The following is a 22,421-nucleotide window of genomic DNA, read 5'->3' as shown; positions in this document are numbered from 1 at the left end:
GTATTCATCGAAATAATTGTTGTATATTAGTTTATTAATTAGATTATATATCATAATTGAATACACCTATTCTACCTTTACTTAGTAAAGTATACTTCCTGTACAGCCGGTAGTAATAACGGTTCATTGGAAAGCGAGCCAATACTCTCATGTATCGTATCGACAACAGCTACGATAGATGGACCCACGATTGTCTCATCAATGGTCCGTGTTATTTTTGTAGAGCTCCCATTGTTTAAAGTCACCGCACATGTTATGCGTGAAGCTATGAGGGAGTATGAACATGTAGTCGGGTTTTTTCCTAGGTTAAATAGCGTTCCTGCTTCATAATCAATATAGACTAGCTCATCCACATGGACCGGTGTCCCCGGCTTTAATTTACTGCCGGCAACTGCAATATTGTTAAGGTCTAGTCCCATATTTAAACGAAGGTATTTGTAGAACATGTCCTGGGCGCTAATCCCTGGAGTGATTGTATCCAATTTAAAATTGCCCTCTGCAAGTTCCACTTCGTCAATTGATAACGAACCAGCATGGACCGCAGCATTTAAGTCGTTTTTTAGTTTATTTTGCGTACTGTACAGCAATATATAATCAAGGCAGTACACCATGACAATTACAGAAAAAAGCAAAGCAAGAATAGAGAAAATCATTATTGAAACCCCGCCTCGTTCGTTACCCAAAATTTTCAGTGGTTTCATTTTTGTTCACTTCTTCCATAGCCTTCAAGATAGAAGTATCCTGGATCCTCCGTCGAGGCCACTCCGAAGAAGACCATTAATTTCGCCAAATCTGAAGCGGGATATTGAATTACAAGTTTAACTGTCGGATCTGCATCGTTCTTACGTACTTTATTCATCGTGCTACCTGCGAAAGTTGGAAAATTGGTTCCGCTTTTAGTTACTGCATCATAGCCTAAACTGGCCATTTTAGTTCGAATATCGTCTTCTATGGCAGGTGTCAAGTACCCAGCTGTTTCAACCATTTGAAGGGCCCGGTCCTTGATATCGTCCAGTTTGGCCTGTCTCATTTTAAACGTAAATAAGGTAACCATCATAACCGTGATTGCAAAGAAAATCGGAAGGACAATAAGAAGCACAATTAGATCTGAAACTCCCTTTTCGTTCTTAATAGGACCAGCTAGCAGCCTTGCAATCATGTTCTCACCCGCTACTTCCCAATTAATTATGGAGAGGGAAAGCTTTCGCTCTCCCTCTTTGTTTTATGAACCCGGCTTATAGCCATAAGAACGCGTCTCAGTTTTCAAATTCTCATAGCCATTCTTTATGGTATTGTTCATACCGCTAGGGCCTAAAAACATCCATGTGCATATTCCGATAACGATAATCGCAGTAATGATAATTATTACAGGCTTGTCCATCTCTTAATTACGGCGCCGTGTGACCGGCTCCTGGAGCCGTTCCACCGCTATAATCAAAGGTGGCAACTTTTGAATGAACCTTAGAAGCCCCGCTATCGACACTGCTGCCTAGACCATTCGGGTTATTGAAAGCCCAAAAAAGAAGTCCAATTCCGATCACCACAATAATAAAAATTCCAATTGCCTTGTCAATCATCAGCAAAAACCTCCTTATTTTGTCGCTTCTACAATCTTGTCTTTGACATTCCTTCCACCTTGATCGAGCCCAGGCCCTATTCCATTTGGATTGTTGAAAACCCAGAATGTAAGCCCAATAACAATAATGCACACAACGATGATTGTAATGATTTTCTCCACTGGATCCCCCCTTAAAATATTTGCTGAATAGTCGCTTGGAAACTCATATACCAAGGCAACAGACAGAGAATGCCCGTTACTAAGAAAGGTATCAAAATGACAAAGGTTACACGCAAAGGCGAGGCTTCAATCTTCTTTTTCACTTGAAAATCTCGCATGGTATCAATATTGCGAATCTGTTGGTGAAATAAGTTGATGATTTTATCCTCTGGCGCGTTCCAGCTAGCCAATAATGTATTGGTCAATGGAAGGACTTCATTGATGCCAATCTGTTCTCCAAACTGGTTAATGGCAGCTCTTGGATTGTTCATCCAATCAATGAGCATCTCGTCTACATAAGGCTTGAGGACCTTGCAGGTCCTCCCCGCCCGACGTATTGCATAATAAAGGGGAATTTTATCAGTCATGCAAACAATTAAGCGATGTGAGAACTTAACAATTTCTTCTGCTAATACCTCTCGGCGCTGTCGAGCAAGCATGACTAGAAAGAGAGGGGGCGCCGCATAGGAGAGCAACACGATAACGATAAAGGGAATGATGGGAAAGTTGGTCACATACCCATTCAAACTATTTCTTAGTTCGTACAGCACGAACATTAATAGGATGGTTACCAGCGGCAATGCAAGACGTAGCATATTGTAATGAAACACTTGCATCCCGAACGGATTACCGGCGGTTTTTAATCTTCGTGCGACTTTATAATTAGATTTTCTGACATTTTCTCGAGTTACAGCAGTCGCGTACTTTTCTTGAAAGAGTTGCCTCCTTTTAATCCTCGTAGATGGAATCCTAAGCCTTCTCTTTAACTTGACGGAAAACAACATCGAATACACAATTAAACCTACGCCTACGGAAAAGCCAACGCCAATAAGCACAGATACCATTCATTACTCACCTGCTCATAATTTTTTTCGTCCCATGTACATCGCTCCTATAAACGATATGAAGAGAACGAAGACAGACAACGTGATGATGTTAACCCCGGTTGACGTGTGAAAGTAAAAATCGTAATTCTCCGGATCCATTCTTATATTGAAGTAAACAACAAATGCTGCTAAGCCAATCATGATAAAGGTTCCATACTTGTAAGCCGTCAATAAGGTCAACCGTTTTTCCTCGTTGTATTCGGAGTTTTGCATTTCACCAATCAACTTAAACAGCGAGGGAGTAATGTTGACCCCGGTATCTACGTGTGTAATGATGATGTCCGCGAAATAATGGGCCCAATCGTTCCCAACACGGTCAGCAAACTGAATCAGTGCTTTTTCTGGCCTTTCTCCAGTCTGCAAATCCATAATAAGGCGATTCCACTCATTGGAGATTTCGAATGGTATTGTACGTGCTGCCTTGTAGATAGCACTTTCTAAGTTCTCAGCCTCAGTAAAATATCCAATAAAGTTTTGTACGGTGGGAATCATGACAGATGCCATCGCTATCGTCTTCTTCTGAAATCGTGACCAGCACCAAAGAAGCGGAACGGTACCAAATAACAAGGCAATGATGATGTCATATCCAGGCGCCGGCATCATTTTAAAGCTTACGATGAAGACAAAAAACGTGATGAGTAAACATAAGGCCAAAATGTAGGTTGCAGGTATTGAAACCTCTGCCACGCTCAGGTAATCGTTAAGCTTCATCATGACCGGATGATATCGTGATGCATGGCCTTCCTTAGTATGGTATCGACCATTATTCTTACGCTTTTGGTAAAATCGGCTTCGCTTCATGACAAGAAATCCGACCATTAGCCTGCCGACAATTGGTTCAACGATAAATATGACGCCAATGATAAAAGCGGCCAGAAATGCGAAATTAATCAGTTGCATCCGTATAGCCCCAATGCCGTGAACTCTTCAGCCGATGCACCATAGCTCATCATGTGCTCCATCAGTTCATGACTAATCTTGTGTTCCGTCCTTACCCAATCGTTTTTTTCTGCTTTCCATTCATATAATGGGCGCATGATAATGTCTCCGTTTTCGGTGGGTACGACCTCTGTGATTTCTGTCATCACGCGAAGATTTTTTCGTTCATTCACTTTGACAAATCGCTGATAAATGACAATGTTGAATGCACGGCCAATGCGGTTCTTGAGAAGGTTGTCATCATGTGTTCGCCCATCTTGCTTAACCATGTCCATGATGTCCGTGATAATCATGCTCCGATATTTTGAGTGAAGGGACACCATGGTATCATGTCCGCGTAATGCAGCCTGTACAGCTTGAGAAGCCTCAGGACCTCGAACTTCGCCAATGATTATGCGATCTGGACTTAAACGAAGAAGCGGTAAAAATGCATCCTCCATTGATATTCCTAGTTCAGGAACCGCTTGATATGGCACAATGTTACGGCCTGGAAGACGCTCATCTAACCGCATCTCCATTTCTGTTTCCAGGGAGAGCACACGTTCAAGGACTGGTATTTCCTTGGCAAGTGCGTACAATGTAGTCGTTTTACCGGTTTTAGTTCCCCCAGCTACGATAATAGATGCATGATATTTTACAAACAGGGAAAGCAGCATTGCCATAGCCGTATTCAGCGTACCACGATCAACCAACGTAGAATGCAACTCTGGATCCCGAAGGATGAAATTCCGAATTGCAATTGTCGGAAAGGCTGAATACGGAGACTGCGTCATTGTAAGCCGTGCTTTATTGAACATATAGGTATGACAGATTGGATGCTGCTCGTTGATACGAGCTCGGCCGTACAGTGCAAGCCTTTCCTGAAGACGAATAACCTGATCCATGTTGTTAAACACCCGTGGAAACTTAACTGATACTCCATCTCGCATGATGTATATGTCAATTCCGTTTACTTGGACTTCTTCGATCTCTTTTCCCTTATATAAGTCCTCAATGTAGCCAGCGCCAACCGTGAGGGCAAAGACCGCTTCAGGTAAACTCATTCGTTCTTGTAGCTCGCCAAGCGAAGCATAAAGCATATGATCATAGATGATCTGCTTTATAATCGATTTCACGCGCTCTTGCGCAATTGGATTGCCGAGGCCGGCTTGATGAATCATTTCCTTGTGTTCGTCCTGCTCTTCCGCCGTTCCATCTGTTTTCTTCAATTGATCCTGCACAATCTTCACAACTTCCTCGAGCGTTCGATGCTGATAACCTCGTATGGAGGCTGTTTTTCTCTTATCTTCTTTTTCCTTTTGAAGGTGCTCAACTATGCTGAAATTAATTCGCTGTGGACGGGGCGGCAATGTTGAAACCCGAATCATGGTCTTCCCTCCTATCCAAATAGTTTGAATAGTTTTCGTTTACCTCTTAGCGCTGATTTACTGTCGGTATGTAACGGCAGGAGTTCAATCTTCGCTTTTTTTGCAATCCATGCTGTTAATTGAAGAACATTTTCTCTAAATCCAGCAACATCATTGTCCGAGTTAAGATAAAGGGGTTGACCATAATTAATTGCCTTAATGCCAGCACCCTTTTCAACGTTCTGGACTCGGGTGACGATCTTAGCCCCCACTGCTTTCTCAATTCCGAATCCGTCCAACGCATTTTTATTGTCTCGATTGACGACTAAGTGGAAATCCGATTCCTTTAGGCCATAGTGCTGCCAAACGCTGTTGTACCAATCATTCCAGGATGATTGATAACTCGTTACAATTGGCTGTACCACAATTAGACGGTCATCGGCTTCTTTAATACATTTCAAGGTCGCTGCCTGATCAGGAAACGTGTGTACGTCTGTGATTATCAAATCAAACGTCTTTTTCGCAATGAACAAGAAGTGACTAATTTCCTCGATTGTAATTTTTTCAGCCCATTCGCGACGTTGAATACCGGTGAGAATATATAGATTTGACACATTTTTGAGCTGATCGCACACCTTGAGGAGAGATGTCTGTTCGAGCGTCCCCGATCCACAATCCGCTTGGATCATTTGATAGCCTTTATCAGATTGAAGGTTAAGATGGTCCCTTACTTCAGGACTCTTGAGATTAAAATCTACAAGAAGGACCTTCTTTTCCGGCATTCTCTGTGCTGCACAAATGGCGGTAGAAATTGCGATCGTTGTAGCACCGTCCTTAGGGGAGGCGGCCATTATGGTTATTAGGCGTCCACTGCTATCTGTATGTCCAGGTTGCTTTGTTCCATGGCTATAAAGTCGATTGCTCACCTCATCTGCGATTTCTTTTGCTGTCAGCCCGTTTGGTAGGAGGGAAATACAGAGGTCGATACTAAGGCGTTTAATGATCTCCTTATACAGCGAATCTGTTGTCTCTGCAATTAATACAACAATTCGTGTCTTTGCATTCACGGACATTTTTATTAAGCTCATCCATTCCCAGGGATATTCTGAACGGAAAATATCCTCTTGAACAAACAGAAAATCAAGATCGTTTCCTGACTTGTTAAGTGCTTTCTTTAATTCCTGTTCGTTGAAAGCGAAGTCCGCTTCATCACTTTTCAAAATGATTTCACCAATGGATTCAGACAATGCAGGCTTTGTTGTTGCAATCGTAATCTTCACCTTGAAACTCCTCCTTAATGACTCTCCTGATTTGAAGGAAGAGTGGAATTCGTTAAGTTTCCAGTAGTAGAGGAGTCTTTTGTCGTCTGCTCTACCAACGGTTCCTTTGCTTCACTTTGCAAGCTGGTAATTGTACCAAATGAACTCAATGTATTGGGGAGACCTAACCGGATCGTCCCCTCTTTTGTTCCGGCCGCAAAGGTTTGATACTCTTCCGGTGACATGATAAATGTAATATACGCGGGTACTCCCGTCGCGGTCTGACGATAATGATCCGCGCTTGCCTCGTCACGGTGTGCAGCACTACCTGGGAGCGATATTGGACCACCTAAGTCTGCATCGATTATTTCATTGCCTTCTGTATCTTTTACATAAGCTACGGTAAGATCGTTTAATAATTGCTTTGTGTAAACTTTGGTGAACACAGCCGAAGGCTCCACAGATAGGACAGCTTGCTGCTGAGCCTCGCTTATTTCATGACCACTAACATCTAACACCTTTGGCTGCGCATACTCCACCCATGCCACCACTTTATCCCCACGACGCACCATGTTATTTACCGCACCAACAAAATCAATATTGAAGCCGATATATTCGTCTTCTCCGGAAGGGTAAAGCTTGTCCTCTCCGATCTTCCACGAAAGGAATTCCTCAGTCTCCCCGATTGGTATTAAAGCTCTTTTTCCGATAATCTGACTCTGCTCGACGATCGCGTTATCCATATGTTGAACTGTCGGTATCGACACTTCACGTATCATGCTTGATGTAATAAGTTGGCCTTGTTGTATCATTTTTACCGGCTTCCATGTTTGCATCGTCGTTACATCGGTCTCGATACTATTCATGTATTTCCAAAACCCGATTGAACACCCTACTACAATCAACAGGCCAATTGCGCCGGAGATCCATTTCCGATTCATAACCTACTCCTTTCAGTTATTCAATTGTCTGCAAGGCTTCATCTTCGGGCGTTTTCAATTGAGAGAAGATCCCCTTCAGCTTCGCCTTTAAGCCATGATGTTGTTTCAGTAATGCATATATTTCCTTAGCCATTACTGCTCTTGCCATCGGCTTAAACGGTGAGAATAGCGTGCTTTTGAGTTTGAAGTCATCCCACGCAAGTTTCCCATCCCATGCCAGCTTAATCACAGTACTACCGAGATCCGGAATCAGCGAAAGAGTCGGCAACATTACTGCTTCCCTCCATTCGCTTTGCTTAATGTAGCAGGTCCATTTGTTGCCGATTACTTTCATGGGTTTTCCAGGGTATTCAATTCTTAGTTCGTCGATATGTTGAAGACGGTGATTTAATTGCACAGGATCCCCATCTGTGACTATCCAAATTTCATCTGACATGCTCAAAATCTGTTTGCAGCGTGGCTCTTGGTAATGTGATGAGATGTCACAGAGTGCAACAGGAAATCGCTTTGCTGCTATTAAGAGCTTCATCGTTTGTTCGTCTGTCCAATTCTCAGTTGGTCGTACATTGGCTGGGATCCAATTAACGCCTTGGGAGAGCCACGATTTGTCGTTTGATATGTATCCATTCTTCTGAACTTGCTCCGCCCAGGACTTCCATTCTTTTGGAGCATTCATATCACCGTGCAAAAGCTCGAAGTAGGTTGAACCAATACTCGACAATACTGGTTCAAATACCGCAACTGGCACCTTGTTTTCTCCAAGCATTCTTGCGAAGTTGGAGGTAACGAAAGTTGCACCAGCTCGAGGGTACAAGCTAAGAACAGAAATTAAAATGGAATTAAAATGCACAGGTACATGAATCGTAACAATTCTCTCTTCGATAATGATGCGTTCTTTTATTTTCTGCAGCTTTACTTTCTGCTCTTCTGCTGTACTATTCTTTTTTTTGGTTTTCGCTTGTTGGGGCTTTACAAGAGAATCTATAGGTTCCTCAACAAGACGGTTATCATTTGCTATTAAGCTATTTTCTGAAACTACATCATCTTCTCGGTCTATACTCCAGGGTTCATTCGTTTCTGCTACGGGAAGCGGAGCATCCTCGTCATTTTTCTGGAGGCTCGGCTGAGCTTCAACCTCCTCAGCACCGATATAATCATCGTTCTCAACGAACATGGTTGGGATTTCTGAAATGTGCGGAACCTGGAGTAAATGCTTCCTAGGTATATGATCTACTGTTAGTCCTCGTAAACTCGCTTCAAGCAAGTCGGCGTCTAATTCATCAAAACTTATGCAGACGTTACCTTCTGCCTCAAGCAGCAAAATTAAATCGTCCTTGGTTCTGTAATGAATAAATAGGAATACTGTTCCCGGAGATTCATGACGAACAGATCGATATATTCTTTGGAAGGATTCATCGGATTGAACAACTGTTTCGGGAATGATAATAACATCCGCTGGTGAATCGAGTGAGCTCCATTGAGGAATAAAGAAGTCCAACGACTCTATACTCCGTATCACTCTTCCGTATTCAGCAAGCTCCTCGATAACCCATTCTTCAAAATCAGTATCATCATAAACAAGAAATAAACGATAGCTCATGATTTCACCTGCCCGCATACACTCATATATTAATTAATATACTAATACGTTACTATAGGATTCTGTTCTCCTCTTTTCTTTTGCCGCCCGGAGTGGAGGTCTCGACAGGAAGATTTACTACTAAGAGTAAATAGAATTTATTATCCTGTAAAATAAGATCCGCGAGTCCGCTACCAAGTCGCTCAAAAGAACCTTGCCTGTATTCGACTACACGAAACGGAACTTCAATACGTTTTTCAAAAGTAGCTATAGAAACGTGGTTCATCCATTTAAAAGCAAGTGATCGAGAATCATAAACGACTGATGTAAGTTCTCCGAACCTCATTACTGCATTGAATCCCGATTTGTACGAATCGACAACCTTTCCTATGGCGCGAACTACCATCTGAGAAGGCATCGAATATTCTTCTCGAATGTCGTAATAGCATTGCTTCGAAAGTCTGACTTTACTTCGATGTGTCCTTGTTCGGAACCCTATCTCGCTGATGTGATTACACACTAGGTTGAAACGGGACATTACATTGGTAAGTGTATCATGCTGATGTACATCAGTTAGAAGTTGCAGTTTCATCGTATGAAGCACGCTGGCGGCACTCCTCCCTTCCATCATCGCAAATCGTAATAAATCTTCTGGTTCTCATTGAAGACAAAAAATCCATTTCGTAAATCAACAGTTTCATCGAGCAAGTCTTTATCGGTTACAAACCAAATTCGACCCTTTAGATTCTCCTGCTCAGCAATTTTGCTTGCAAGCAAAGCTCTTTCATCAGAGGATACCAAAACAACGATTGTTGTGTCTCTCTCCTCACTGGTAAAGTACTCCTTAAAGAATCTGGCTTGAAAACGTATTGTTTTTAACCACTTCTCATCTTCTCGCTGACACAGAAGATAAAACGGCATTTCTTTGCCTTTCGGATTACGTAGGACAAACCGAGCGGTTGGAATTACAAGGGCTTCCTTTCGTTTTAATGAAGGATGGAATTCAAAATGAACAAGCTCAAATTGTTCTTTTAACTGGATGTATAGTTCATTCGTGATAACATAACGCATTCGATATATCATGGTGGTTGTTTTTGGGTTACGCGGATCTCGCTGTCCAACCATTATGCCATATTTATATTTAAGTATATCTGCACCGCTATCTCCTAGTTCATAAATGCTTGGTCTATTCTTCTCTGGCAACGAGTAGCTGCTCCACTGGGTTTTTCGTAGTAATCCGTATTTGATAAGACGGTTAATTCGATCACGAACAGATTTCCCCCTATCTACATCAGGAAAAAACAAGCGTTCAATTTGCTTCAGTACAAGCCAGCGATGTACGAATACAAATCGGACAAGCTCAATATCACGTTCTGTTATCCAGTTTCTTTCGATTTTTTCGACAATATAATAATATTCGTGTTTTGGCAGCTTACTCTGGTTTGTAATGAATGCATAAGGGTCATCCCATGCTGGCTGTTCAGGAACCGCTGCATTGCTGTGCGGGCTTATGATTGGCGAAACATTAATGTCCATCAGCTTTCCCCTTTCGTTAGATCTCGTATGGAAAATCTACAATTTTAGACCCAATTCTGCGCTTGTCAGCATTTATATTTTTAATACGTACCGACACTCTCTTTCCCACGAGAATTCCGTCTTTAGGCATTTTATTTGCTGGCGGAAACCAAGCAAGTGATTCAATCCCCGGTGCGAGCTTAATGAAAATCCCAACGTTTTGAACGCAACTTGTTATAATGCCAGTATAAAAATTTTCTACTCCATATTTTTCGTGGATTCTGCTCCATGGATCTTCGAGAAGTTCTTTTCTGGATACACGGACATGATGATTATCACGATCAATGAAAGTGATTTTGACTGTAAGCTCAGTTCCAAGTGGTACAAGGGCTTTACCACTAACTGTCCAATCGTGCTCATAGTCTTGGATAGCTAGGACGCAGATAACGCCTTTTATACGGATGTAGATGCGCTCATTCTCAAATCCGGAGACTTCACCGGTAACAATGTGATTCAACTCAACTGTAGACCAGAATTCCTCTTGCAGTTCATCAATTGCTTGTACACGAGAAAGAAGTACAATTCCTTTCTCTTCATCAAACACATTAACCTTCGTGTCATCCTGTCCTAGCTTTGTGACATCAAGAACCATGAAGTCAATTTTGTGGCCAAGAAAACCAACGAGTGAGCTGTACTTCCTGCGATCGAATTGATCCTCGTAAATTAACCCTTTAAGTCCATAATTCAGTTCTACAACTGCACATTGCATATTCTTCCCAAATGGTGAGTGATTCTCAATACCAATAACCATGCCTTGATGGAGCATTCTCCGACGGGCAGACGTTCTATATTCTTGCATTGGGCTGGTTAGTAATGGTCCATTCATCTACTTGCCTCCTCACGTCTAAATGAGATAGTTTCGAACCGACTTTGCAACGGCTGTGGCATTGAAGCCTGGGTGAGTCAGAACGGAATTTAGCCCTTGAATTAAGTTCAACGTTTCATGTCCCATTTCAGACTCATTCCCCATCTTTGTCAGTATCATATTGAATAATAAACTAATATATATACTAATATACTACTATACGACAATGGGATTGAGAAGGACTATTTTATCCGTCAAGTGCCCCGCTGTCTTGCTGCTTTTCCATGCTTTAATTCTATCAAGTGGCAACTCCTGTGGTTCTATCTTCAATATTAGATTTCTTAGTCGTTCATAATTGAAATTAATATCGCAAATTTGTTTCAAACAGATGATAACCGAGTCATCGTAAAAGCTCGTAGCGTCCATTACTTGATCAAACTAAATGAGCTAAAATTTATTTTGCATGAAGCATTCCATTTCCTCTTCTAGGTGGCTATATAGTTCTGATAAACCTTTTGAATCATTCTTAGACACACCTATGACGGGGTTGAGGATTGCCAAAACATGAGGCTCTGGTAGATTGTTATGGATCTGATATTAACTAATCCATCGCAGTAATCTTCCGGACAAACAATGACTCTTTGTGTTTCTACATCGAGCTAGTATCGAAATTGAGACTAAAGATCCGGTCGTGAAAATTGAGAATCAACTGCTCACCATCCTCGTTGCATTCGTCTGCAATTATGTCCGGATAACCATAATGCTGAAGACCGTTCGTTTGAACATACAGAATGTTCCCATCATCAAGATCAGTTGTAGCTACCGGTAACAACGATGGATCAAAGAATTGTCTCACATTGATTCCCTCCTTCCGGAACTTTAATCTGATTCTACTCAAGACTATTTGAAGCACATAATGTTTCGAGAAAATATCTTGTGTATTTTTGACGATATTCTTCAATAGACTTACACCAAAAAAAGAGGTGGTAGCCCACCATTCTCCATATTGCTGCGGTTATCCGAACTCGATTTCAAGCCGTTCAATAATTGGCACATTTTTTTTTACTGTTTTTATTAAGCGAGTCAATTCCATTCTGGCCAAGTCTATTGCGTTTTCCCTTGCTTCCTCAAGAGTATCGCCGATAACACCAAGACGTAATTCAGGGATATAAACGGAATAATTTCTGTCACTTTGATTACCTTCAAATAGCAAAGTAATTAACACTTTGTTCGAAATTTTTGCTGCTGTTTGCATTTTCAATCTTCCTCTCCATGTTAATTTTGGGTCATTATAACCATTTAACGATATAAAGCACCGTATTGACTAATTCAAATGTACTATTTTTAGTACAGTGGAATTGTACTACGACGTATATAACCGGTCAACATTTTTCTTCCAATTCAGCCTCTATTCGACATTTACAGACAACTTCAATCTTTTCTTCGACAATGCGTCTTCTCTAATTCCCATTTAATCACTGGATAAACTTTATAATCATGCTATATTTTTATTAAGAGGTTGTATGCAGATTGGGCAAACTGCGTGAAAGCGCAGGACGCAAAACCACGGGTCTAAAGATTTTTTCTATGATAGCCGGGTTGCCAACTCTCGCCTAAACCTAAATTAAAGGTGGATATTCCAGTGAGCACAAACAAAATCGGGTCCCATCTTGAATCACTCAGAATCGAACGCAAATTAAGTCTTAGAAAAGCTGCCGAAAAAAGCAGGTTAAGTCATGGCTATATTCGCGATGTCGAGCTGGGAGAAAAACGATGTAATGGAGAGGGAACCGAAATCATTCCCCGCCCTCAAACCCTTAGGAAATTCGCGGAAGCCTACGACGCTGACTTCAATGAATTAATGAGAATTGCTGGGCATGTTGACGATCCCCAGCATTCGCCAAACAAACCTAACTGCATTATTGAAATCAGTCTTGATGATGTCCTGTATGTCCATGTTGACGAGAATAATCAAGTTCAAGTCCATCTTCTCGAACAAGTCTATTATGAAATTATGCATTTGCATGAGTACATGTTGCTTGAGGAGCGATTAGAGAACTCGGACTTTATTCGAGTTAATGTAGGTACCTATGTAAACCTAAGAAGGGTTTATTCTTATGATGAAAAAAATAACCGTATCTTTTTTGATCAAAGAAAGGCCGGTAAATTCGTCGAAATTGCATGGTTAAGGGCAAAGTTATTGAAAATGCTAATTGAGAATGCTGTTGCACGTAATAATGAAAATTCGATCGAATATAAAATCGAAACTAATCAATCCCGTTCGTTATTCATTCGTTCAACAGAGGATTAGGAATAAGGACTACTGTATCTCAAGTCGATAGGATTCTACGAATAGTGTTAAGTTCTCAATGATCATCGAAGCTGTCACTAGGTAAAATGAAAATTCGTTTGGCAATATGATATAGAGGAATCCTAAAGATGATAAGAAGATTAAAATCGAAACACATAATCTACTTAATCCCTGTCCATGTTTGGCCATAATTCTAGGACTTGCTAAGAAGGTAAAATGAATTTTGTTTTTTATCAGTACATTACTCACAGTTGTTAATATGAATGTATTGATTAATTCTTCAACAACCCTGCTTGTAGGATCTCCATAATGAAAAGTTAATGACTGTACTAAGAAGCCAAGACCGCACGTAATGGCCGAGATCTGTATTGCATCCCTGATCTTTCTCCTTGACAAGTAAATTACTGTAACCACCATTGAGCAGATTATTATTGGCCCAATAGCTTTCATATTGTAGACATCAAAAGTTAATGTAGTTACAATCCCAAGGAACGTACACATATACCATATCTACTCCAACCCAGGATGCAAAGTACTCCATATAAGGAGAACTCCATTACAATCCCCCTATTCCATGCTTGTTAAGATCGTTATTTTTAATTAATAATAGTGTAATTATCGACTATTGAGATATGATCTTGAACAACTCTCTGATTTAACTTAATGGAATAAGGTATACTGCAGACTTCAACAGGATATCATTGTTGTATGTCAATTAATAATTCAATGTGATACTATATTAGTTAATTGAGTAACAATCGTAAAGGAGTGCAATGAGTTATGTCTATTGACTTTGAAATCGAAGGCACGCTACAGCCTTACTTGGAAAAAATGATCAGTAACTTGCCTAATGGCCCAAAATTGGTTATGCAGGCATTGTCCAAAAAGGATTATAATAAAGAGGATCTTTCTTTAAAAGCAAGAGTCAGAAGGGGCGAGCTAAACTTCGCCGTTTGTTGGCTTGAAGCTCTAGGGTTTGCTGAATTTAACTCCTCCGGCAGACAAAAATTATATAGTCTCACTCCTCTTGGCCTTGCTGCCTTTGAGAAATTCAATGAATTATTTATGGACATTACTGAGGATGAAGATGCTGATTAACATCAAATTCAACCATAATAAATAATGAAGCCGATGTCTTAGACATCGGCTTTTTTCAATGTTCATCCTGAGTTTCGAGCAGCATCAGCACGCTGGGCAAGTTTCTCTTCAAGATCGTTTAGTGCCCGATTCTTTGATGCCAATAGTGTCCCAGTTTTAACAATTGTTTCGTCTTCTACTACTTTAACTTTACCTTGAGCCACCTTTGGCGTTTCATCATCTTCACTATCCCATGCTGAACTCCTAATCATATTTGGACCAGTTTGCGACTCCTCTCCCCCACTGCTCGTTTCTTTAGCTGCTCTCTTCCCTTTTTCCTTTATCTGATCCAATCGATTTTTGGAACTCTCACTTCGGTCTGGCCCCCCACTTTTGGATAGAACTGTACGCTCTTTTGCTGAACCTACCATCTCGGAATTGCAGGGTTCTACATTTGGTTGATTTGATTCTTCAAGTGGCTCGAATAGTTTTCTTGGCAATGGATAAATCAGACCAATCACTGGTTCCATTCTTACGTTGTTGTGAACGCCTCTAAATAGACATTCACCTGGTTCACCTGTCTCTGGATTGTATCCTTTTAATCCTGTAATCTCGCTCGGCATTACTCGATAACGTTTCTCTTCCTTAAGCTGAGTTTTAAACCCCGTGACCGACATTTCATCGGTTCCGCTACTCTGGCCAATTTTATAATCCTCACCAATCATATCTGCATAATACTCTGCGTCCTCATTATCGAGGCCTGCCAAAATGAATTTCTGAACCGCATTTTGTTTAACCATTCCTCCGAGTCTTTCACTAACATCAGTCAATTGGACATTTCCTTGATGAATGACATTTACATACACTTCAAACTCACGTGCCATCTCCAGAAAAGTTGAAAATTCTTCATCTGCAAACATTTCGATCTCATCTACGGTCAGTTGATGCGGACGTACATTTTCAGTCAAATTTCTTCTGAAGGTACTTGCACGCAATAGATTTAGGAACAGCCTTCCTACAGTGTAGGTTAAAGTCTGCAACTTTCCATATGCACCATTTACTAAGATGACCTCACCATTACGTAACGCATCATCGATATTAAAAGTAGATTTACCACAGAAGATTCGTTGGACGTATTTGCTTTCTGTTAACTCACTTAGATAATCGTATAATCCCGAGTACGTTTGCATAGCATGTTCTTGCAACTTGCCCCCACTCGCCATGTTTCTTGTGTATTCAAGAAGCAATGGAACCTCTGTCTCACGTCCGATAAATTCAGACATGATCTCAGCTCGATAGTCATCATTTATCGGTTGAATCAGTCTATTCAAATGATTGTATGTGCAATCATTTCCCAAAACGATCTTTAGTGCCTTGATACCAATACGCAACAATTGCGTCGACCGACTTTTAAAATATTGTTCTGGATCCGGACCTAAATAGCCGTGAAAGGCAGAGACATTTGCCTCAATCATCGGTTCAATGTCTTCTCCTTCAGGCACAAAGAATGGGTTGAGGCAATCAGTCAATGAATACTCTGGATCTAGTCTTCTATATGGCCTACCGGTCCGATCCATGAAGTTTGCCATTCTTTTTATGAACGAACCTTTCGGCTCTAGAATTGTGGTACCCATAAAATCATTTAGAACATCTTGAGTAACGAGTGTAGTTGCAAGAAGCGTTTTACCAGCACCTGTTCCACCTATCGTTTGTTGATGCTGCGCCCGGTCCCCTCTGTTAAGAACAATCAGTTCACTCCCTCGATATTTAGTAGGTACTGTATGAAAAAGTTCAAGTTTACACTCTTCAGAATAATATCTCAGATGACTTAATGAACCTTTCTTACTTAAGTCGATCTTATCAAGTGTGGCAAAGCCTCCATTCAAGATCCCATTCCATTTACTTAATTTTAATTGACTAGAAGTGTTAATGTTGAGTGTTGATTCCTCAGCTGCTTTAGATAATTTATAAAACACTGTTGACCGTATGTTAATTTGCAATGTATAGAACAATGTCAATGCGACTGAACCAAAAAAGAGGATATACGCAATGGTGAGCCCTAGCCATCCTTGTACATAGTGCATAATTATTTGTCCGGCTGCCAGTACACTTAGTGAATTTAAAAACGTTTGAATAACGGGCTTTGAATACTTACTTTTGAAAATAAGTGGGGATGAATAAATGATATGCCCTAAAAAGCATGAAATAAGGAGCGGAATCGCACGATAAAATACTGGCTCCCCTACCCCATAGAACAAATCCTGGTATTTACCCACTAACCACAAAAAACATAAGATTAAAATCGTCAGAACGCTTATTGCTTGCATGTTCCATATCGCGTTTTTATTTGCTGAATCCATTGCATATCGTCGCACCTGAATGAAAATATTTTTGAACATGAACGCAATCACATGCCCTATTGCTGACAATATTCCTCCAATAACCATGCCTATGTATCTCAATTGTCCCGCTCCTTTTATCAGTATATTAATTTACTAGTATATTAATATATAATAATAGTCCTTGTCATTGTTTGACTTCATTCCCATGTGGCGCTATTCGCTCCACCTCTATTTAATAGGTATTTGTGGTGTACAAACTGTCGATCTTACACTTCTTGTATATAACATGTCGTATACTAAATGTAGTTTATTGAATACAAAATAAATATATGTAGTACACTGATTATAGAATATACGCCACCTGTCTTAAACATCTAAAACACTGAATGTAGTCTGTATAATACTTGATAGAAACATATAGTATACCGTATGTGAGATGTGAAAAACAATTTCTGCACATATTAACTACTTAAAATAGGGTGTATAATATATAAAATAAACATGTTATAGACATAATATCCTCATTGCAGTAATTATTGCGGAATTGTTGTCAACTGAATGTATTATGTTTTCTACAAGTAGCAGTTTTGACTTGGTATTGCTTCGGTGTTTTTCCGCTCAGAAATCGGCTTGTCCACTACATGTGATGACATTATCGCTGTAATTGTGTATGATTGACGTACAAGTATTCTACAAATAAACCACAAACTACTTGTGGTAGACATTTTATAGAGGAGGAGAGTCATTGGAGCTTGAAAAAGCGTGGAAAATTTCGGAATTTGCTAAATTGATAGAAGGCAATCATCACAATACAATCAATCAATGGTTCATTGCATTGGAAGAAAAGAGAATCCATTACGTTAATCGCATTCTTGGGGAAAAGGTTTATGATGAAAAAGACCTTGAAATCGGAAGATACATTAGTGAAGGTAGAGCCAAAAAGTATAACCTACAATTAATATTCGATCAGCTTCCAGATGTTTTTGAGTTACGACCATTTCCGTTAGATTGGGGAACAGGGGAGGGAGGATTAGTCGATCTCGAAGCCATAAGACGGCAAATGGAGGCTACCTTCGAAGAGAAGTTTCAGAAAGCCCAAATTGAAATTCGCAATGAGGTTGTATCCGCTGCTACACAACTCTTGGAAGAACATCGTAAATCGCTACCTGCACCGAAATCCGACGAAGAGATCCGCCTTGAAAAAATTAATGAAAAGATGTCTCGAATGAGGATTGAATGGAAATTAGAAGAAAAGGCCATTGAGGAATGGTCAAAGCTGCCGGAAAATGAACGAATGAAGCGCGTTGGGCTCTTCAGAAAAGACGAGGATTTGGGAAAAAGGTCTACGTTTATCCGTCAGTATGTTCAAGAAAACATGGAGGCGGCTTTAAAAGAGGAATATGGTGTTAACTAGGGACGCACTTGTTGCGTCTCTTTTCTTTATCACAAACAAGACGTTAATAACATGAGTTCACCATATGTACTCCTTATTAATAACATATATATAAAGGTAAACCAAAATTGTACTCAAGTTTGTACGGAGGCTCAATATAATTATAATTTAATCAATCCTTAGTTATAACTTTATATTAATTGGTTCCAACCAAAACGAGCAGAAGATTCATCATAATAGCCCTGATAGTTTAATATCAGAGAGTTTTTGACAAATACGTTACGTTGTTCAAACCGATGGGCAGCTGCTAAACGCTTTTTACCAACTTTCGTTCAGGTGAAGATAGACGATGTGAGTCGCCATCGCTTCAACGTTGACGGCCGCATTACCAAAACGAATAGAACAGAGAGTGAGCCCAGAGCACATATCATCAAGGGAATCCGTAACAGATATCAATACCGGCGGCAATGCCCTAAATATGACGCCCGGGAAACTAGCTATTGAGCTCACAGTTTTATCAGCGAGAGTCCGACACGACTATCAGTACCAGCCACAGTGCCTTATTAGTTGTGCGGCTGTAGAACTGAACATAGATCTCACGGTTGTATCAACAGGGAGACAATATGTTCGTGACAGATGCCAGGACTTAAACTTAAAGGCCATTACGATGTCCGTTACGACGAAACTAAGTGTAGGGCTTCGACAAAGGAGGGAGGAAACAGCGGAAAGAGGGAGAGGCGTTGAACGGCGTATACCTTCGCTGCAATGAACACGATCACGGTACCTGTAAACCCAATTTGGATCTGAGCAATTGAGCGCACGATATATACCAGATAGGAGTCACTCTAGGTTCGCAACGCATGCCAGCAAATCTACAAGGCCATTATGATCCCGCTGCGAAATAAGAAGATGACGACTGAGCCATTCGTTCTTTAACAGGGGAGAGATACTCCGCTACGCATCCTTCGCTTTAACTTTCACCGCACACTACTGGTCACTCCATTGATGATATTTGAGTACGCTGTAAGCGCACAGGCATTCTCGCTACGAGCTACGCGAAACCGAGCATATAATCCCCATAAAGTAATAGAAGAACCCAACATCACTGAAGTGCACCCTTGGATAAACATCCTCGTGTTATGCCGATGAAAACGATAGGGTTTTTTTATAGCGATAATGGGTCGGCCGTTTAACGTATAACCTGGAGACAAAGAAGAAAGCGATTGAACTGGGATTGCAAGGGATGACGAAGCAGAAGGTGGCGGAGGAAAGAATCGTCGATGTGGGCCGACTGAAGGCGTGGATGCGCCATACAACCAGATGGAGGAGAGGAGTTAGGACTCTTAGATACACGGGGGAAACGAGAAACATTCCAAATATGGATCGCTATGTTCGAAGGGTGGAAATGGAGAATGCCATCCTCGATACGTTTTCAAAAGCGTTTGAAAAAGAGAAAGACGTGACGGGGCTGATCGTTCACAGCGACCAGGGATCCGCGTACATGTCCTACGACTACCTCGACATGCTGCCATTTGTTGGCGCCGGAAAGCTTTTTCTATCATCTTAAGAGGGAAGGACTCTTACCTTAACATATCCGATCCTTCAAGAAAGCACAAAGCTGAATTGAAACGTTCATACACTTTTACAAACGATCTTAACGAAAGTAAAACAAACTGACTTCGGTGAAGTACCGAAATCAGTTTACAGGGTAGGGTTTTATTTCATTGTCGACGACGGGGTGTTGACCAATCATTGGGGATCCTTTATTCAGTTTGCATATGAACTCGTAACGTCTGCACCAAAAACTTTCTTTGCCGGTCTTGGGCTAGATCCTGGTGCAACCGTCTGTTTGTCAATCGGGGTATTGTCCGAGCTTTTAGGTTCAAAATCATTTTTTATCACGGAGTCATCATTGCCTGTAACAAGATCCGTGCCTTCAGAAAGTTCATGCTCATGTAGTGAGAACGTATCGACACCACTCACCTCAGGTTCAGTAGTAAGTCGTGTGGTGCGTTCCGCAGAAGTTATCTCTTGTTCCTTTAAATCCGGCTGCAGGTCAATTTGAGTAGCCCCGGGTCCTGATAACACGTTCATGGATTTCAGCGTTTCAACCGTACGATGTTGTGGAATAAAATGCTGCAGATTCCTTAGACCGTTTTCAGCGATTTCTTTTTGTATCAGATAACGGATTGAATCACTATACACGCTTTGCAGATTCAACCATTGTAAGACGCTGGTTTCTTCATCTTCACGCAGTTTCATGACTATTGGTTTACCGGGGACCGCTTTTGTTTTTGTTTTTTTCAAAAAGTTCACCCCCAAGTGAAATCGTTATGATCATGATACTTATTGCTCTTTAGCAGCTGCAATTTGCTTTTTGGTTTTTTCTGCGATCGGAGCTGCTACAGTAACTGCTTGGGATTTTAACGCCTTATAAATATCGCTGCGAACAAAGAAATCAAGGCCTTCGGCATTTAACGTCACAGCATATTTAGCTGGGACGTAGAAGAGCTGAATTCGGGAATCGTCACAAAGCTGTTTCAGTTTTGGTTCCAGGTAATCTCGCATCAAGATGCTTCCACCGCCATAAACAGGAACGATGTCGATTTCATTTGCACCGATTTTCAGAATCTGATCTGCAATGTGCTTAAGGATTTGATTGACCTGATTTTCACAGTGCGGCCTGAAAGCTGATAGAGCCTCTGGCAAGAACTTATGTTTCCGACCAGAATATTGGCTTCTCAGGATATCACTGTATTGTTGACGAGAAAGAGAATTAAAAACATGAGGTGCAAGATCCAGAAGATCATCGATCGAATCTGCAATAGCATGTCCAACACCGTGATTTACACCACTGCAAAAATCCTTATCGACCGAATCTCCTCTTGTAAATGGGTCATCGAGCGTTCCGTCACCCAGGTCAACATGAAGAAGGTTTTTTCCATCAAGATAGCTGCCATCTGTATCGGCAGGGAGGTCATAGATCTTCGCGAATTCACTGAACAGATCATTCTCGCTAGACGCTGGGTTATAGCCGCCAGTTCTCCAATCACCATTTTGGTCCATCTGTAATGCAAAGACCGGCGGCGTTCCTTCTTGAAGAATATGAACGTATTCAAACTTAATTTTAACATCCACTTTCTTCGTCAAACCAAGATGGACGGAAACTGTATGTGTATCATCCATGAATTTTTTCTTCATGGTATCAATATTTGCTGGCATGTGTTGTTTAACTGGGAGGGCAGTGGCCATGTCAACGGTCAATTCAATTTCGTTGACATTTGAACCATTCCGATTTGCTTCTTCAACAGCTTGTGCTGCCAATACGGCCAAGGAGCTCACGTATGGAACCTCTTGATCAGATTTGGCGTTGTTGCCCTTCACATACAAGCTCGTAACGTTTTCACCATATGTCTTCAGAGCATGACGGCCGACCGCATACATATTCGTCCGAACGGCGCCAGAGATGATTGACACTACCATGTTATCGTAAATGTTCGAGAGGTTTTTCTTTACATCTAAATCATCATCAGACCAAGGATTTTTGCCAGCTACAGCAAAAACATTTGGTTGAGCAATCAAGACTCCATTTACGTAAGCATCTAATTCAGAGTTACCAAAATCAAAACCTGCATTAGAGTGGAGTTTCAGTTTCATTCTATTTCCTCCCGAGGATAAAATATCATTCTGTCAAAATTGTATTCCTTTTTTAAATCAGAGTCAAACTAAATAAGTATGAAGGTAAAACTGAATTATAACGTCATTTATATTCGGTATTAATAAGTTGAGTAATTGTTTCTCTCCTGGGTCCTTGTGCTTCGTCATTGAGGCTCATAATCCACGGTCATAATTCCACAATTCCACTTTTCCGGCTAATTCGTTGCCGAACCAAGGCAGCCTATATTAAGATAATTTCTGAATCTGGAATATCCATACAAGCTTTATCCAAGGCGGCTTACCACCCGTAAGAGAGGAGGGCTCATTTTTGTAACCATCTGACAATTTTATAAGGTTCCAATGTGTTTCAATATCTCAATCAGAATGAGTCTACACCGTGTTTAATAATGCGTTTCGTCCTTGCTTACACAATAAAGGTTTTATCGTGCAGAACATTGCAGCCATTAATCTTAATGATCTTCTAAAAAACGTAGCTATCTCAAATACTCACCCGAGTCATGAAATCACGACTA

The 22,421-nt window shown here is 40.9% G+C and carries 20 protein-coding genes and 1 riboswitch; of the genes, 4 read left to right on the top strand and 16 right to left on the bottom strand.

The window, feature by feature from the left end; translation table 11 throughout:
• Positions 1-77 precede the first annotated feature (77 nt).
• From I8J29_RS16545 to I8J29_RS16485, 13 genes are all read right to left on the bottom strand, one after another.
• Positions 78-701 (bottom strand): hypothetical protein, encoded by a 624-nt coding sequence (locus tag I8J29_RS16545; RefSeq protein WP_208848645.1) that lies wholly within the window; start codon positions 699-701, stop codon positions 78-80.
• Positions 698-1,159 (bottom strand): hypothetical protein, encoded by a 462-nt coding sequence (locus I8J29_RS16540; RefSeq protein ID WP_208848644.1) that lies wholly within the window; start codon positions 1,157-1,159, stop codon positions 698-700. Before I8J29_RS16540 ends, I8J29_RS16545 begins: the two co-directional genes overlap by 4 nt.
• Before the next feature lie 229 nt (positions 1,160-1,388).
• Positions 1,389-1,577, bottom strand: a complete 189-nt coding sequence (locus I8J29_RS16535) for a hypothetical protein (RefSeq protein WP_090647720.1) — start codon at positions 1,575-1,577, stop codon at positions 1,389-1,391.
• A gap of 14 nt (positions 1,578-1,591) precedes the next feature.
• A complete protein-coding gene (locus tag I8J29_RS16530; protein WP_208848643.1) occupies positions 1,592-1,738 on the bottom strand; it encodes a hypothetical protein in 147 nt (48 codons plus the stop codon).
• Positions 1,739-1,749: 11 nt separating this feature from the next.
• Positions 1,750-2,622, bottom strand: coding sequence for a hypothetical protein (locus I8J29_RS16525; RefSeq protein WP_208848642.1), 873 nt, complete (start codon positions 2,620-2,622; stop codon positions 1,750-1,752).
• Positions 2,623-2,637: 15 nt separating this feature from the next.
• Positions 2,638-3,564: a type II secretion system F family protein gene (locus tag I8J29_RS16520; protein ID WP_208848641.1), complete on the bottom strand. Its 927-nt coding sequence runs from the start codon at positions 3,562-3,564 to the stop codon at positions 2,638-2,640.
• Positions 3,555-4,970 (bottom strand): ATPase, T2SS/T4P/T4SS family, encoded by a 1,416-nt coding sequence (locus tag I8J29_RS16515; RefSeq protein WP_208848640.1) that lies wholly within the window; start codon positions 4,968-4,970, stop codon positions 3,555-3,557. Before I8J29_RS16515 ends, I8J29_RS16520 begins: the two co-directional genes overlap by 10 nt.
• Positions 4,971-4,981: 11 nt before the next feature.
• Entirely contained in the window at positions 4,982-6,229 is a 1,248-nt protein-coding gene (locus tag I8J29_RS16510; RefSeq protein WP_208848639.1) for a CpaE/TadZ family protein, read from the bottom strand.
• A 14-nt stretch (positions 6,230-6,243) separates the two neighbouring features.
• Positions 6,244-7,149, bottom strand: a complete 906-nt coding sequence (locus I8J29_RS16505; protein ID WP_208848638.1) for an SAF domain-containing protein — start codon at positions 7,147-7,149, stop codon at positions 6,244-6,246.
• A gap of 16 nt (positions 7,150-7,165) precedes the next feature.
• Positions 7,166-8,749: a CpaE/TadZ family protein gene (locus I8J29_RS16500; RefSeq protein ID WP_208848637.1), complete on the bottom strand. Its 1,584-nt coding sequence runs from the start codon at positions 8,747-8,749 to the stop codon at positions 7,166-7,168.
• A 606-nt stretch (positions 8,750-9,355) separates the two neighbouring features.
• On the bottom strand, positions 9,356-10,264 hold the full coding sequence (locus I8J29_RS16495; RefSeq protein ID WP_208848636.1) for a replication-relaxation family protein: 909 nt from the start codon (positions 10,262-10,264) through the stop codon (positions 9,356-9,358).
• A gap of 16 nt (positions 10,265-10,280) precedes the next feature.
• A complete protein-coding gene (locus I8J29_RS16490) occupies positions 10,281-11,129 on the bottom strand; it encodes a hypothetical protein (RefSeq protein WP_208848635.1) in 849 nt (282 codons plus the stop codon).
• Positions 11,130-12,123: 994 nt separating this feature from the next.
• Positions 12,124-12,363, bottom strand: coding sequence for a type II toxin-antitoxin system HicB family antitoxin (locus I8J29_RS16485; RefSeq protein WP_208848634.1), 240 nt, complete (start codon positions 12,361-12,363; stop codon positions 12,124-12,126).
• A gap of 268 nt (positions 12,364-12,631) precedes the next feature.
• Positions 12,632-12,715: riboswitch (cyclic di-GMP riboswitch) on the top strand.
• Positions 12,716-12,750: 35 nt separating this feature from the next.
• On the opposite strand from I8J29_RS16485, the gene I8J29_RS16480 reads away from it, so the two are divergent.
• Positions 12,751-13,419 (top strand): LytTR family transcriptional regulator DNA-binding domain-containing protein, encoded by a 669-nt coding sequence (locus I8J29_RS16480; protein ID WP_208848633.1) that lies wholly within the window; start codon positions 12,751-12,753, stop codon positions 13,417-13,419.
• 780 nt (positions 13,420-14,199) lie between these two features.
• Entirely contained in the window at positions 14,200-14,517 is a 318-nt protein-coding gene (locus I8J29_RS16475) for a hypothetical protein (RefSeq protein WP_090647748.1), read from the top strand.
• Positions 14,518-14,579: 62 nt separating this feature from the next.
• Here I8J29_RS16475 and I8J29_RS16470 read toward each other — a convergent pair whose 3' ends face one another.
• Positions 14,580-16,958 carry a type IV secretory system conjugative DNA transfer family protein gene (locus I8J29_RS16470; RefSeq protein WP_240546246.1) on the bottom strand — a complete coding sequence of 793 codons (2,379 nt, stop codon included), beginning with the start codon at positions 16,956-16,958 and terminating at the stop codon, positions 14,580-14,582.
• Positions 16,959-17,583: 625 nt separating this feature from the next.
• Here I8J29_RS16470 and I8J29_RS16465 point away from each other — a divergent pair.
• Positions 17,584-18,252 carry a MerR family transcriptional regulator gene (locus tag I8J29_RS16465; protein ID WP_208848632.1) on the top strand — a complete coding sequence of 223 codons (669 nt, stop codon included), beginning with the start codon at positions 17,584-17,586 and terminating at the stop codon, positions 18,250-18,252.
• Between the two features lie 1,222 nt (positions 18,253-19,474).
• Complete coding sequence (locus I8J29_RS16460; protein ID WP_208848631.1) at positions 19,475-19,798, top strand: hypothetical protein; 324 nt, start codon at positions 19,475-19,477, stop codon at positions 19,796-19,798.
• 200 nt (positions 19,799-19,998) lie between these two features.
• Here the strand turns inward: I8J29_RS16460 and I8J29_RS16455 are convergent, their stop codons facing one another.
• A complete protein-coding gene (locus I8J29_RS16455; protein ID WP_208848630.1) occupies positions 19,999-20,538 on the bottom strand; it encodes a hypothetical protein in 540 nt (179 codons plus the stop codon).
• Positions 20,539-20,577: 39 nt separating this feature from the next.
• The gene (locus I8J29_RS16450; protein ID WP_208848629.1) at positions 20,578-21,888 is read right to left on the bottom strand and encodes a ParM/StbA family protein; all 1,311 of its coding nucleotides are present in this window, start codon (positions 21,886-21,888) and stop codon (positions 20,578-20,580) included.
• Between the last annotated feature and the right edge of the window lie 533 nt (positions 21,889-22,421).

Origin of the sequence: Paenibacillus artemisiicola (genome assembly GCF_017652985.1) — a bacterium.
In the GTDB taxonomy this organism is placed as follows: domain Bacteria; phylum Bacillota; class Bacilli; order Paenibacillales; family Paenibacillaceae; genus Paenibacillus_Z; species Paenibacillus_Z artemisiicola.
This window is presented reverse-complemented; position numbering and strand designations above follow the sequence as displayed.